10 protein-coding genes are annotated in these 14508 nt (G+C 71.9%); 8 read left to right on the top strand and 2 right to left on the bottom strand.

The genetic code is table 11. The annotated features are described in order from the left end of the window. Nucleotides 1-15 precede the first annotated feature (15 nt). Nucleotides 16-1209 carry a winged helix DNA-binding domain-containing protein gene (locus tag ACFV2X_RS45495; protein ID WP_385627851.1) on the top strand — a complete coding sequence of 398 codons (1194 nt, stop codon included), beginning with the start codon at nt 16-18 and terminating at the stop codon, nt 1207-1209. A 16-nt stretch (nt 1210-1225) separates the two neighbouring features. On the opposite strand, the gene ACFV2X_RS45490 is transcribed toward ACFV2X_RS45495, so the two are convergent. Beyond that, nucleotides 1226-2125 carry a LysR family transcriptional regulator gene (locus ACFV2X_RS45490; protein WP_385627842.1) on the bottom strand — a complete coding sequence of 300 codons (900 nt, stop codon included), beginning with the start codon at nt 2123-2125 and terminating at the stop codon, nt 1226-1228. A 101-nt stretch (nt 2126-2226) separates the two neighbouring features. On the opposite strand from ACFV2X_RS45490, the gene ACFV2X_RS45485 reads away from it, so the two are divergent. The 6 genes from ACFV2X_RS45485 to ACFV2X_RS45460 all read left to right on the top strand — a co-directional run bounded on the left by ACFV2X_RS45485 (nt 2227) and on the right by ACFV2X_RS45460 (nt 10912). Continuing rightward, nucleotides 2227-3063, top strand: coding sequence for an oxidoreductase (locus ACFV2X_RS45485; RefSeq protein WP_385627840.1), 837 nt, complete (start codon nt 2227-2229; stop codon nt 3061-3063). A gap of 150 nt (nt 3064-3213) precedes the next feature. After that, nucleotides 3214-5442 carry an MMPL family transporter gene (locus ACFV2X_RS45480; RefSeq protein WP_385627838.1) on the top strand — a complete coding sequence of 743 codons (2229 nt, stop codon included), beginning with the start codon at nt 3214-3216 and terminating at the stop codon, nt 5440-5442. Nucleotides 5443-5447: 5 nt separating this feature from the next. Further along, complete coding sequence (locus tag ACFV2X_RS45475; protein WP_385627836.1) at nt 5448-6680, top strand: sensor histidine kinase; 1233 nt, start codon at nt 5448-5450, stop codon at nt 6678-6680. Beyond that, nucleotides 6677-7315, top strand: a complete 639-nt coding sequence (locus ACFV2X_RS45470) for a response regulator (protein ID WP_385627834.1) — start codon at nt 6677-6679, stop codon at nt 7313-7315. The genes ACFV2X_RS45475 and ACFV2X_RS45470 overlap by 4 nt, the downstream gene beginning before the upstream one ends. Before the next feature lie 134 nt (nt 7316-7449). Beyond that, a complete protein-coding gene (locus ACFV2X_RS45465) occupies nt 7450-9822 on the top strand; it encodes a hypothetical protein (RefSeq protein WP_385627833.1) in 2373 nt (790 codons plus the stop codon). A gap of 106 nt (nt 9823-9928) precedes the next feature. Continuing rightward, on the top strand, nt 9929-10912 hold the full coding sequence (locus ACFV2X_RS45460) for an esterase/lipase family protein (protein ID WP_385627832.1): 984 nt from the start codon (nt 9929-9931) through the stop codon (nt 10910-10912). Nucleotides 10913-11017: 105 nt separating this feature from the next. Here ACFV2X_RS45460 and ACFV2X_RS45455 read toward each other — a convergent pair whose 3' ends face one another. After that, complete coding sequence (locus tag ACFV2X_RS45455; RefSeq protein ID WP_385627829.1) at nt 11018-12394, bottom strand: M64 family metallopeptidase; 1377 nt, start codon at nt 12392-12394, stop codon at nt 11018-11020. Between the two features lie 426 nt (nt 12395-12820). Here ACFV2X_RS45455 and ACFV2X_RS45450 point away from each other — a divergent pair, with 426 nt between their 5' ends. Further along, nucleotides 12821-14257 (top strand): helix-turn-helix domain-containing protein, encoded by a 1437-nt coding sequence (locus tag ACFV2X_RS45450; RefSeq protein ID WP_385627828.1) that lies wholly within the window; start codon nt 12821-12823, stop codon nt 14255-14257. Nucleotides 14258-14508: the final 251 nt, after the last annotated feature.

The following is a 14508-nucleotide window of genomic DNA, read 5'->3' as shown; positions in this document are numbered from 1 at the left end:
CTACGGTCAGCCCCCATGAGCGACCACCTCCCCCGTATCACCCCCGCCCAGCGCCGCGCCCGCCTCGGACGGCGGCATCTGCTGGCCCCGTCCGCCCGGGCGGCACGCGTCGAGGCCGTGGCGGACGCGGTCGTCGGGCTGCATGCGACCGATCCGGCCACCGTGTATCTGTCCGCGTGCGCGCGGCTGCGGGAGCCGGCGGCCGGGGAGGTGGAGCGGGCGCTGTACGAGGATGTCTCGCTGGTCAAGCTGTTGAGCATGCGGCGCACGATCTTCGCCGTCACGACCGAACTCGCGCCGGTCGTCGGCTCGTCCACCGCGCGGGCCATCGCGGCCCGGGAGCGGGCCACACTGCTGAAGCATCTGCGGGAGCGCGCCGAGGAGCACTGGGACGAGGCGCGGCTGGCCGAGGTGGAGAAGGCCGTACTGGCGGCCGTGGCCGAACGGGGCGAGGCGACGACCGCCGAGGTCGCCGAGGACGTGCCCGCGCTGCGGGAGCGGATCGTGATGGCGCCCGGCAAGCCGTACGCGGCCCGGCAGACCGTCGGCAGCCGGCTGCTGCGCCTGCTCGCCTCCGATGGCCATCTGCGCCGCTGCCGCCCGCGCGGCTCCTGGACCAGCAGCCTCTACCCCTGGGCCCTCGTTCCGCCGCTCCCCGGCCTGCCCGTCCGCGAGGCGAAGGCCGAACTGGCCCGCCGCTGGCTGACCGCGTACGGCCCGGCGACCGAGGCCGACCTGAAGTGGTGGACGGGCTGGACGGTGACCGACACCCGGCGGGCGCTGGCCGACATCGGCGCGCAGGGCGTAGCGCTGGAGGAGGGGCCGGGGTACGTGGCGCCAGGGGACGCCGAGCAGTTGGCGGGCGGGTCGCCACTGGCCGACGGCGAGCCCTGGGCCGCGCTGCTGCCCGGACTCGACCCGACCGCCATGGGCTGGCAGGCCCGCGGCTGGTACCTCGACCCCGACCATGTGAAGCCGCTCTTCGACGGCAGCGGCAACATCGGCCCCACCGTGTGGTGGAACGGCCGCATCGTCGGCGGCTGGGCCCAGCGCGCGAACGGCGAGGTGGTCTGGCGCGCGCTCAGCGACGTGGGCCGGGAGGCGACGGCCGCCGTGGCACAGGAGGCGGCACGGCTGAGCGGATGGCTGGGGGAGGTCCGGGTCACGCCCCGGTTCCGCACGCCGCTGGAGCGGGAGTTGACCTCCTAGCCGCGTGCGCCCCGCCTCAGTCCGTCGTCCCGGTCGCCAGGTCACACGCGCGCACGTACTCCCGCACCAGCGGGCGGCGGTCGTCGGCGCGCCAGGCCAGGGCGAAGCGGCTGGGCGAGATGCCCCGCACCACACGGGTGACGACTCCGCCGAGGGTGATCAGCGGGGCGTTCCCGGCCGCCAGCAGGACCACTCCGAGACCCGCGACAAGTGCCTCGTACGTCTCCTCCGTGCTTGCCACCTCCGCGCCGATGCGGGCCGGCTTCCCGCCGCGGGCGTCGGTGGCGAGCCAGTAGTCCCGCAGCGGCCCGGCGCTGTCGGGCAGGGCGAGGAACGGCTCGTCCAGCAGGTCGGTGAAGTCGATGACCTCCCGGTCGGCGAGCGGATGAGTATCGGCCATGGCGACCAGCCGGGGTTCCTCGGCGACCACCACCCACCGGTAGCGGGACGGATCGGGCAGCGGCAGCCAGACGAACGCCGCGTCGCATGTGCCGTCGGCGAGCCCGGCGGTCGAGTCCTGCCAGGGCACCTGGCGAACCACGAGGCGGGCATCGGGGCGCGCGGCGGTGAAGCGGGAGCGGATCGCCGGCAGCACGCCCCCGCGCCCCGGGCTGGTGCTCATCCCCACGACGAGACGGCCCGCCTGGTCGGCCATGACCCGGGCGGCTGCCTCCTGGGCCGCCTCCCACTCGGCGAGAATGCGCTGAGCGTGCGGCAGCAGCGCCGCACCGACCGCGCTCAGCCGCACTTCGCGCCGATCGCGCTCGAACAACGCGGCGCCCACCTGCTTCTCCAGCATCCTGATCTGCTTGCTCAGCGCGGGCTGCGAGACGTACAGCCGCTCGGCCGCGCGCGTGAAGTGCAACTCCTCGGCCACTGCGGCGAAGTACCTCAGGTCCCGTCCGTGAACGTCCATAACGATCGGCTATCACAGCAGGTCTTGGACGTGCAAACGGTGTGCCTCGCAAGGTGGTGCACACACGGACCGCCCAGAACAGAGGATCAGAGGAGACGAACATGAACAAGGTATGGCTGGTCACCGGGGCGAGCAGCGGGTTCGGCCGGGCGATCGCCGAAGCGGCGGTGGCCGCGGGCGACATCGTGGTCGCCGCCGCCCGCCGTACCGCGCTGCTCGACGACCTGGTCGCCGCGCACCCGGACCAGGTCGAGGCCCTACCACTGGACGTCACCGACATCGCGGGCGCCCAAGCCGCGGTCGACGGCGTGGCAGCCCGGCACGGCCGGATCGACGTCCTGGTCAACAACGCCGGGCGGGGCATGGTGGGGGCGGTCGAGGAGACCACCGACGCGGAGCTGCGGGACCTGATGGACCTGCACTTCTTCGGCCCGGCCGCACTCACCCGGGCCGCGCTGCCGCATATGCGCCGCCGGAGCTCGGGCGCCGTCGTGCAGCTGACCAGCATGGGTGGGCGGTTCGCCTTCGCCGGGGTCGGCGCCTACTGCGCCACCAAGTTCGCCCTGGAGGGGCTTTCCGAGGCCCTGGCCGCCGAGGTCGCCCCGCATGGCATCCGGGTGCTGATCGTCGAACCCGGCGCGTTCCGTACCGGCTTCGCCGACACCGCGGCACTGCGGCCCGCCACGGCTGCCCTGGACGCCTACCAGGACACCGTGGGCCCCGTCCTTTCCGGGCTGCCGGGTGGAAGCGGCCAGGAACCCGGGGACCCGGCCAAGGCCGCGGCCGCCATCCTCACCGCTCTGGACGCCGACGAACCGCCGCTGCGTCTGCCGCTCGGCAACGACGCCGCCGACGCGATCGGCGACCACCTCGACCGTGCCCGTACCGAACTCCGCTCCTGGGAAAAGCTCATCCGCTCCACCGACTTCGACGACTGACACCTTGACACTGCCACGGGACGAACACTGGGGCAGGCAGGTGTGAGGTGCGGGGGATAACCCCCTCCCCCCGGTCCACCGATCGGTGGAGGACAGGTTCAACCTGACGCCTCTGTCCGCCAAACCCCCTGCTCAGCCAGGCTTTCAGGCATGAAATCACTGACTGTGCGCGTGGCTCGCTGGAGCGCGCGGCACCCCTGGCGGGCGGTTGTCGGATGGCTTGTGTTCGTGGCGCTGTGCCTGGTCGTCGGCGGCGCCGTCGGCATCAACAGCGCCAAGACGGCGGACTACCGCGTCGGCGAGGCGGGCCGGGCCGAGGCCATGGCGGCCGAGGGGCATCTGGAGCGCCGGTCCACTGAGCAGGTGTTGATCTCCGCCCGCCCCGGCGGCACCCTCGACGGTCAGGCCGGCAAGCGGACCGCCGAGGCGGCAGCCCGGGACCTTACGGCGCGGATGAAGCGACTGCCCGAGGTCGCGGGCGTGGCCGCGCCGCTGTGGTCCCGCGACGGCCGGATCCTCATGGTCGAGGTGGCCATCAAGGGCGAGGAGCTGGACGCGGACGCCAAGGTCGGCGCGCTGGTCACGCAGACGGCCGCCGTCCAGAAGTCCCACCCCCGGCTGCTGCTCGAGGAGACCGGAAGTCCCTCCACCAGCAAGGGGGTCGATCAGCAGCGCGACGACGACCTCGCGCTGTCCGAGGCGATCACGCTTCCGGTCACGCTGATCACACTGCTGATCGTCTTCGGCTCGGTCGTCATGGCCGCGGTGCCGCTACTGCTCGCCCTGTCGTCGATCGCGGCGGCGATCGGCCTGTCGATGGTGGCCTCGCACCTGTCCCCCGACGTCGGGGTCGGTACGAACGTCATCCTGCTGATCGGCCTCGCGGTCGGCGTCGACTACACGCTCTTCTACCTCAAGCGGGAGCGCGAGGAGCGGGCCCGCAGTGGCGGGCGGCTGAGCGCCGAGGCGCTGGTGGAGCTGGCGGCGGCCACCTCGGGCCGTGCGGTGGTGGTGTCGGGTCTTGCGGTCGTCGCCTCCACCGCGACGCTGTATCTGGCCTCCGACGTGATCTTCTCCTCGCTCGCCACCGGCACCATCGTGGTCGTCCTGGTCGCGGTGGCCAGCTCCCTGACGGCGCTGCCCGCGCTGCTGGTCGTACTCGGCAAGCGGACGGAACGCAGGGCACGGCGCCGCGCGGAGCGCGGTAAGCCGGCCCGGCGGGCGCGCGGCGAGGGCGGCGGCCGGATCTGGGCGGCGCTGCTGCGGCCCGCCGCCCGGCATCCCCTGGCCACGCTCTGCGTGTCGGTCCTCGCGCTGCTCGCCCTCGTCCTTCCGCTGACGGGCCTGAAGATCACGGAGATGAGCCGGGACACCCACTCCCGCGAGATCCCCGCGATGCGGGTGTACGACCGTCTCAACGAGGCGTTTCCCGAGCAGCGGGTCACACACGACGTCGTCGTACGCGCCGACGCCTCGCGCACCCAAGAGGTCACCGGGGCGCTGCGCGAGCTCGCCGAGCGGGCCGGCCGGGATCCGCTGTTCGCCGACGGCTCGCGGATCGTGACGTCGGCCGACCACCGGATCAGCGTCCTGCGGCTGAAGGTGCCGTATCTCGGCAACTCCCGTCAGGCCAAGACATCCCTGGACCATCTGCGCCACGACTATCTGCCCGCCACCGTCGGCCGGATCGCGGGCGCGGAGTACGGGGTCAGCGGTGACGTCGCCCGCTACGCCGACTATCCCGCGCACCAGAACAGCAAACTGCCCCTGGTGATCGGCGCGTTGCTGCTGGTGACGTTCGCGATGACCGTGTACGCCTTCCGTTCCGTGGTGCTCGGCCTGATCGGTGTCGTACTGAACCTGCTGTCGGCCGCGGCCGCGCTCGGGCTGCTCGTCCTCGTCTTCCAGGGCACCTGGGCCGAGGGGCTGCTGGACTTCCACTCCACCGGCTCGATCGGATCGCGCGTCCCGCTCTTCCTCTTCGTGATCCTCTTCGGGCTCTCCATGGACTACCAGGTGTTCGTGGTCAGCCGGATCAGGGAGGCCGTGCTCGCCGGCGTTCCCACGCGGCAGGCGGTGCTGGACGGTCTCCGTACCTCGGCGAGCGTGGTCACCAGCGCCGCGGTCGTGATGACGACCGTGTTCGTGAGCTTCGTCTTCCTGCACATCATCGAGATGAAGCAGATCGGGTTCGTGCTGGCGGCGGCCGTGCTGCTGGACGCCTTCGTCGTACGGATCATGGTTCTGCCCTCGGCCCTGCTGCTGCTCGGCGAGGCGACCTGGTGGCCGTCGCGGCCTGGGCCGTCGCGGACGAGGGGGCAGGCCGCGGCCGTGCCGGGGCCCACGGCCCATGAGCACCCGGTGGTCGACGTACGTTGATCGGTATGACTGCTCTCGCCGGACCCTCCGCCGACGCCTTCTGGGCCGCGTCGCTGCGCCGCTGGAACGCGGTGTGCTGGGTGCTGTTCGCGGCGATGGCCGTCGGGCTCGCCGCGATGGACCGGCCCGGCGGGAGCAGATACGGGGCGCTGGCGCTGCTCGGCTGTGTGGTGCTGTGCTACGCGCTCCTGGACCGCTTCCCCGGCAATCCCGTCGTACGGCCGCACGTCTATCTCTCGGTGCTGGTGCTCGCGCTCGGCGGGCTGGCGTATCTGCGCAGCAGCTATGCGGCGCTGTTCATGGTGACGCTGCCGCACTACTGGATGTTCGGGCGGACCCCCAGGGCCTCCATGGGGTTCCTGGGTCTTGCGACCGCCGCGACGCTGGCGGGGAGCTGGTCCCGGCAGGGCGGGTCACGGGAGTTCTTCAGCGAGACACTGGTGTCCACCCTGATCGTGGTGGCCGTGGGGGTCCTGATCGGGCTGTGGGCCCACTCGGTGGTCGCGCAGAGCACCGAACGCGCCCGGCTGATCGTCGAATTGGAGCGGACCGAGGCGGAGCTGTCCGAGGCCCACCAGCGTCAGGGGGCGGCGGACGAACGGGAGCGGATGGCGCGGGACATCCATGACACCCTCGCGCAGGGTTTCGCCTCGATCGTCGTGCTCGCGGAGGCGGCCCGGGGCGGGCTCGCCGCCGATCCGGCGCGCAGCGCCCAGCAGCTGCGCTCGATCGAGTCGACGGCCCGCGAGAACCTGGCCGAGGCGCGGGAGCTGGTGGGCTCGGCGCAGCGGCAGGACGGTGCGGCGGCCGGCTCCGTGGCGCGGACGCTGCGCCGTATCCTCGACCGCTTCGCGGAGGACACCGGACTCACGGTGGCCGCCGACCTGGCGGACGTCGGCTGCGACCAGCAGACCCGGATCGCGCTGCTGCGCTGCACCCAGGAGTCCCTGGCCAACGTCCGCAAACACGCGCGGGCGTCCACGGTCGGGGTGATCCTGACCCGCCGGCCGTACGGGGTGGAGCTGGAGGTCACCGACGACGGCACCGGTTTCGTCCCGGAGGAGTCGGCGGGCTTCGGGCTCGACGGGATGCGTAAACGCCTGGCGGAACTGGGCGGCCGGCTGACGGTCACCAGCTCGGTCGGCGACGGGACCCGGATCCTGGCGGTGATTCCGCTGGAGACACATCTGGAGACACATCTGGAGACACAGAGCGAAGCGCGCGAGGGGATCGGATGAGCGGCGAACGGGTTCGGGTGGTCGTGGTGGACGACCACACCGTGATGCGGGCGGGCGTGGTCGCCCTGCTCGCCGGTGAGGACGGCATCGAGATCGTCGGGGAGGCGGGGGACGGCAGGGCGGCCCTCGAACTCGTCGAGCGGTACGACCCCGATGTCGCGCTCGTCGATCTGCGGATGCCGGTGCTCGACGGTGTGGGGGCGACCGCCGAAATCGTCGCCCGGCATCCGCGCACCCGGGTGCTGATCCTGACGACGTACGACACCGATCAGGACATCGAGCGCGGTGTGGAGGCAGGCGCCATCGGCTATCTCCTCAAGGACACCACCCGCGAACAGCTCGCCGACGCGATCCGCTCGGCGGCGCGCGGTGAGACGGTCCTCGCGCCCCGGGTGGCCGAGAAGCTGATCGCGCGTATGCGCCGCCCGGTCCAGGACCCGCTGACCGCGCGCGAGACCGATGTGCTGGGGGCCGTGGCGGACGGCCTGACCAACGCCGAGATCGGCAAGCGCCTCGTCATCACGGAGGCCACGGTCAAGACCCATCTGCTGCGCCTGTTCGCCAAGCTCGATGTGAACGACCGGACGCGCGCGGTGGTGGTGGCCCTGGAGCGGGGGCTGCTGCGGCGGCCCTAGGGCCTGCCGCATCAGCCGCATCCGCCGCGTCAGCCGCATCCGCCGCATCGGACAAGGTCGTTTACCGGGCGGGCTGTCGGACGCTTCTGTGACCATGGTCCGGACTCCCGAAGTCCCCTGCTGTGGAAGGTCCGATGGCCACCGATCTGTACGGCATCCGCGTCCTCGACGTCGCTCCTGACGAGTTGCGCGTCCGGTTCCGCGTCTTCATCGTGTACTACGACACCGAGAGCCGGACCCACGCACCGCTGCCCGACGATCCGAGCTTTTTCTTCTGCATGCTGTGGGAGGCGACGAACCGCCTGCCGCTCACCTCGCTCCACCCGCTGCGGATGGTCGGCGTCGACGAGGTCCTGGACGGTGAGTGGGTCGCCGCGCACACCCATCGGTACGTCCGGCGGATCGAGCGGACCGCCACCCGCAACCACCCCGTGGCCGAGACCGGCTGGCAGCGCCTGAGCGACTTCTACTACGAGCGTGACGGCCGTTGGAAGGACGAGGACCTGCTCGCGCAGGCCGACTACGACGTCGAGGTCACCGACGCCCGCTGGCTGGACTCGCTGAGCCCCGGCCATGGCTGGGCGACCGCCTCGTACCCGATCACAGCCGACCAGGTGCTGGAGGCGGACGCGCCGACGGTGCTGGACCTGCGGCGTCCCGCGGTGACGCTCGACCCGTTCCCGGACGAGGAGATCGACGAGGGTACCCCCAGCGATCTGGCCTTCTCGGACGACGGACGGTATCTCGCGGTCACCAGCCAGGCGTGTGAGCTGGTGGTGTTCCGCACCGACGACTGGAGCGAGCACACCCGCGTCCCCTACAGCGCCCTGTGGGGCCAGGACATCCAGTGGGTGCCCGGCACCCACCAGATCACCAAGCGCGTCCGATGGGGCGGCGGCGACATGGACGACGACGCCGCGACCCGTGCCTACGACGTCGACAGCGGCGCCGAGGTGGACGTACCCCCGCAGCCCCGCGAGGCCCGCTCGCGCACCGGCCGCTATCGGGCGGACGTCGGCTTCGGCCGCCACCGCGCCGATGGCGGCTACGGCGGCTTCACCGGTTTCGGCGGCTGGGTCGACGTACTGTGCTCATCCGGCCCATCGCCCCGCCGGCTGCACCTTCCGCGCGGGAAGGAGTCGGTCGGAAGCGTCTCCTTCACCGGCGACGAGCCCGGCGACGAGACCCGGATGTTCGTCGGCCAGGGGAGCGATGTGCACATCCTGGACCCGGAGACCGGACACGTCCTGACCACGCTCACCGGAATCAAGTCCGACGCGATCGTCCGGCCGGACGGGGCCTATCTGGTGGCCGGCGGCGGAAAGGGCCCGGGCGGCGACGGGATCGAGGGGGGCGAGCGGATCGACCTGTGGCGGGTCCGTGACGGCGCGCTGCTCATGCGCTGCCGGACCGGCGGCGACATCCTCCCCGCCATGGCCTGGTCGCCCGACGGCAGCGTGCTCGCGGTCTCGGTGATCACCGGATACCAGGGGTACGGAGGCGAGTTCCGGATCTACCGCGCGGGGGCGCCCGTCGAGCCCCCGGAGGAGCCGCGCCCGACCCTCGAAGAGCTGCGCAAGCTCGCCGAGGACGCCCGGGACAAGGACGCCCTCTTCCTGTACGACCAGCTGATCGAGCGCGAGGAGGACCCGGCGGCCCTCGGCAGGGCGTACCGGAAGAAGGCCGATCTGCTGCGGGAGCGGGGACGCGATCTGCGCGGCGCCGCCGAGGCGTACCGGCGGGCGATCGAAGTCGGCGGGGCGACGAACGCCCTGCGCGCCGCCTACGACCTCGCCTCGGTGCTGTACACCCTGCGGGACTTCGACGGCGCCGTGGAGGCCGCCCGGACGGCTCACCGCATCGCCGCCGGGCGCGATCTCGGCCAGAAGAAGAACCGGACGTCGCTGGCCGAGATGGTGATGCGCCTCGCCGACATGCTGCGCACCCGCGGCGGCGACGGCGACGACGAGGAAGCCCGCGCCGCCTATCAGCAGGCCCTCGACCTCGGGGTCAAAAAGCCCGCCTGGGCGACCCTCGGCCTCGGCTGGACGGCCGTCAACCTGGGGGACGAGGGGAGCGCCGAGCCGTATCTGCTGCGCGCGGTGGAGCTGGCCGGAAGCGAGCTCACCACGCGGGGCTACGCCGCCATGCTGCTCGGCCATATCGCCAAGGACCGCCGCGATCTGCCCGGCGCGCTGAAGTGGTACCAGATGGCGTTCAAGGCCGACGACATCCACCGGCCGCTGGCCACCGGCCACCTCGGCGAGCTGCACTACTGGCTGGGCGACCGCGACGGCACCCGCACCTGGTACGAGCGGCTGCTGAGGGCCACGGACGAGCCCGAGCTGATCGCCGAGGGCGCCTCCAGGCTCGGTGAGATGGCCGCCGAGGACGGCGACCGCGGGCGCGCGGGCGAGCTGCTGGAACGGGCCGCCGGGACCGGAAGCGGGGAGTTCGCCGACCGGGCCCGGGAGCTGCTGCGCGGGCTGTCGGGGGACAAGTCCTGACTGGCGGGCTACGGATGTGGGGGTATAGGGAGGGATATTGACGCCCTTGTGGCGTCTGCGCACGATAGGAGGCTCCCTATCACTCATTCGGCTGAGGAGCTTCCTCATGCGATTACGTACTTGGGCCGCCGGCCTCACGGCGGCCCTGCTGACGCTGGTTCTGCTCCCCCTGTCCGCGCGGGCCGACAGCGACCCCGGCCCGCCGCTGGAGACCCCGGTGGCCGAGCTCGCCAAGGGACTGCACTGCGATACGGACCAGACGGACCAGGTGGATGACACCAAGCCGACCGTGCTGTTCATACCCGGCACCGTGGTCAAAGGAGAGGAGAGCTTCGCCTGGAACTACATGGCCGAGCTGAAGAAGAGCGGCTATCCGGCCTGTTGGGTGGACTATCCCGGCCGCGGTCTGCGGGATATGCAGGAGTCCGTCGAGTACGTGGTGTACGCGGCGCGCACGATCCACGAGCGCACCGGCCGCAAGGTCGATCTGATCGGCCACAGCCAAGGCGGCCTCCTGGCGGCCTGGGCGCTGCGCTTCTGGCCGGACCTGGCGACCAAGGTCGATGACATGGTGACCCTGGGCGCCCCGTTCCAGGGCACGACCATCGCCGGCTCCTGCCTCCCGCTCACCGAGATCACCGGCTGCCCGGCGGCGATCCTCCAGCTCGCCCGCGACTCCAACTGGTCGAAGGCGCTCGCCGCGCACGGCACCCCGATGCCCGCGGGCCCCTCGTACACCGTGGTCTACTCACTGGCCGACGAGGCCGTACTGGCCGACGGGCCTCCGGTCCTGCCGGGCACCCGGAACATCGGCGTCCAGGACATCTGCCCCGGACGGCTGTGGCCCAGCCACTTCGCCCTGGTCGTCGATCTGGTGTCGTACGAACTCGCCGCCGACGCCATCGAACACCCCGGCGCCGCCGACCCCGGCAGAATCAACCGCGCTGACTGCGCCACCCTGCTGATGCCCCTCAACCTCGAGGAAGCGGTCAAGGCCCTGCCGGGCCTGCTGAGCCTGCCGTTCGACGTCGCGATCCACAGCCGGCCGTGGGCCGCCGCGGAGCCCCCGCTGCGCCCCTACGCGCAATAGGCAGCGCGAAGCAGCGCGGAAGAGGAGCGGAAGAGGAGCGCAAAGGAAGCCGCCCCGCGGCGGGGGTCCACGGGGCGGCAGCTGGGGGGTGGCGGCGGTGAGCGGCTAGGAGGCTGCGACCTTCCAGGTGCGGGAGGCGGTCAGCTTCTTCTGCAGGGCGGGGTCCTTGACCGCCTTGGTGTTGTCCGTGGCCTTGGCGGTGATGGTGTGCGCACGGCCGTCGGCCGTGATGCCGAGGGAGGCCGGGGTGACCGAGCTCTTGCCGCGCGCGGCGGTGACCTCGGTGCCGTCCACGGACCAGGTGATCGACGCGGAGGCCGGGAAGGTGACCTTGATGGTCGCGTCCCGCTTGAGGGCGGTGCCCGTACCGGTGTTGCTGCCGAGCACACTGGCGTGCTGGTAGAAGCCCGCGATCATCGCCTCCCGGCCGGGGAGACTGAACTCCCGGCCGAGGGTGCGCATGATCGAGTTATCGGTGGGGCGGTTGATGCCCTTGGGGTAGTAGCGCCCGCCCTCGTACGCGCCGACCGTGCCCCCGTCGGGCGAGGTCTGGCCGATCCAGCGGTACCACTTCTTCTGCTGCGAGGTCATCTGCGCCGCGGTCAGCTTGGTGGCGTTGGACTCGCCGGGCTCGGCGCCGGTGTAGGTGCCGTAGTCGTCGTAGAAGTACTCGTCGGCCAGCTTGCCGAGGGAGTGGCCGGTCTCATGGACGGCCACCTGGTCGGAGTCGGCGTGGTCGGAGGAGGCGGTGGCTATGCCGTCGTAGCCGACCTGCGAGGTGAGGGTGTAGCCCGCGCCGCCGTACTTGGTGGAGTTGGAGAGCACGACGACCAGGTCGGCGTCCGGTGCCTTGGCGGCGTACGACTCGACCTTGGCGGTGTCGACGCACAGCAGCCGCTCGATGTCGTCGCACCAGAAGTACGACTTCAGCGCGGTGTCCTTGACGACGTCCTTGCCCGGGTCGCCGGAGACGCCCGACTGGTTGGAGACCGCGTCCACCGACCAGACGTTGAACAGCTCCTTGTAGGAGGCGTACGGCTCGACGGCGGACATCTGGTCCCACTTGGACCGCAGATCGGCGTGGAAGTCGCCCTGCTGGGCGGAGGTGTAGCCGTCGCCGATGAAGACGACGTCGAGCTTGTCGCCCACCGGTCCGGTCTGGATGACCGCGCTGACGTCGCCGTCGGCGGCCGCCTCGGAGGCGGACAGGGCGCGGTCCGCGCGGGCGATGCGGTCGGGGGTGGCGGCCGGGACCTCGGTGTGACGGGGGTGGCTGCCGGGGCGGGTGAAGTACTCGACCTCATGGGTGCGCTCGGCGGCCGGGGGGGCTGCGGCGCCGGCCGGGGCCGCCGCGGCGCTGCTGGGGGGCGGCGGCGGATCCGTGGTGGCCGAGGCCGTCGCGGCCAGTGCGGCCGTCAGAACAAATCCGCCGGCAACTGCTGCGGTGCGTATGGAGAAACGTCTGGGCAGACGTCTGCGCACGGTCGATACCCCCCGAACTCAACTTCGTAAGCAGCCAGTTAAGCACGATTAAGTCGCCGCTCAACCTAGGGGCTCGGGCCGCGATTCGGCAATGGGGATTAGGGAAGTCGCTAGTAATCGTCAGCAGTTGTCAGTAGTCACCGGCGTCCCTCCGGCCCCGGCCGACAGTGTCTCAGATGGCCTCTCACCACGCGTTTTCGGGGTGCGATCGCGATCCGTTCGACGCCGGGAGCCGTATCGTCGAGCAATACGTCGAAGGGGGGAGGAGGGGGGCGGTGATGGCCGGCGGACCCCAGGATCCTGGCCGGCGGACGGTCACCGCCTCCTGCTCGACCGGGCCTTGATCCACCACCTGGACATGTTTCAATCCTCGCGTAAATGGACTTAGCTCGGTGATTAAGTTGCCGCCGAGGAGAAGAGGGCAGGGTGGGCGAGAGAAGCGCCGGGGACGTACGAACGGCGGACGGAGCCGCGGAGATCGGACGCCGGGTGCTCCGGCTGCGTACGGAACGGGGGCTCACCCAGCGGCAGCTGGCCGAGCCCGCCTACACCGCCGCGTATGTCTCCACGCTGGAGTCCGGGAAAGTACGCCCCTCCGAAGCCGCGCTGCGCCATCTCGCCGCACGTCTCGGCATCAGCTACGAGGAGCTGACCACGGGCCGCGACCCGCGCGACGCGGTCCGGCTGCGCGCCGGGCTCACCGACGCCCGTAAGACGCTGGCCACCGGCGACGCCAAGGACGCGGCCGCGCTGTTCGAGGAGCTGATGGCCGAGGCGGAGCGGCTCGGCTTCCGCGACGAGCGGGCCACCGCCCTGGTGGGGCTCGGCGACTGCGCACAGGAGACCGGCGAACTCGCCGCGGCCCGCGCGCACTACGAGGCGGCTGAACAGCTGCTGGCCGACGAGCCGCTGCCCCGGCGGGTCCCGGCCATCCGCGGACGTGCCGTGGCCCACTTCCTCTCGGGCGAGCTGCGCTACTCCTGCTACCTCCTGGAGAGCGCCATCGACGAGCTCAACGCCTCGGGCCTGCACGACCCCAACGCCCTGCTGCTGCTCTACACCGCCTCGATCGCCCCGTACATGGACATGGGCGCGCACGCCCGTGCCGCGCGCTCGGCCGAGTTGGCGCTCGCGCTGGCCCCCAGCGTGGACGACCCGGGGCTGATCGCCCGGCTGCACCGCGGCGTCGCCCGCACCCTCATCGCCGAGGGCCGCACCGCCGAGGCGGACGCCTCGCTGGCCAAGGCGCAGGAGCTGTACGAGCAGCTGCGCATCCACACGGACCTGGCCCACTGCCACTGGATGCGCGGCTACGTCCACGCCCAGGACGGCAACCTGGAGCGGGCGGAGCGCGAACTGTGCATCGCGCGGGACATGCTGGCGTCCAAGCGGGCCACGCTGTACGTGGTGCAGGTGGAGGTCGAGCTGGCGGACGTACTGCGGCGACGCGGACGGACGGCGGAGGCGGAGGCGCTGCTGCTGCCGCTGCTGAAGCGGTCCACGGGGGATGGTGAACCTGAAGCCGAGGAGGACGGGGCGACCGGAGACGGCGGCGCGGCTTCCGGGCTCACCGCCGAGGCCGGCGCGGTGCACGCGGGCGGGGCACACCGGCTGCTCGGCCTGATCGCGGAGGAGCGCGGCGACGCGGCGACGGCGGAGGAGCACTACCGCGCGGCCCTGTCCCTGCTGGAACGGACGGGCGCGGCGGGCGATCTGGCCGACCTGTGCCGGCTGCTGGGCGATCTGCTGCGGCGCGCCGGCCGCGCGGAGGCGGCGATGGACGCGTACCGCATGGGCCTGGGCCACCGCGCGGCCCCAGGCACCACCACCCTGGGCCCGGCCCCGGCGGAACCGCCGGTGTGAGGTAGAGAAACCGGTGTGAGGTAGAGAAAAAGGCCGCCGCGTGTGGGGGCCGCGGCGGCCTGGGCCGCGGGGTGGCGCGGCGTGGGACCACTGTGCCCCGCAACGGACCAGCGGGGAATCCACCCCTGGTCTCCCGTCACCCCCGCCGACCGGCGGGGGTGCTCCCCCCGATGGACGGAGGTAGCCACTCCACTTCGTACCGCGCATGCGGCAGGCTGTCCGGGCAATGAGCATGACAGCCAAGGGGAGGG

The sequence above is a fragment of the Streptomyces sp. NPDC059679 genome (assembly GCF_042734105.1).
Classification (GTDB): domain Bacteria; phylum Actinomycetota; class Actinomycetes; order Streptomycetales; family Streptomycetaceae; genus Streptomyces.
This window is presented reverse-complemented; position numbering and strand designations above follow the sequence as displayed.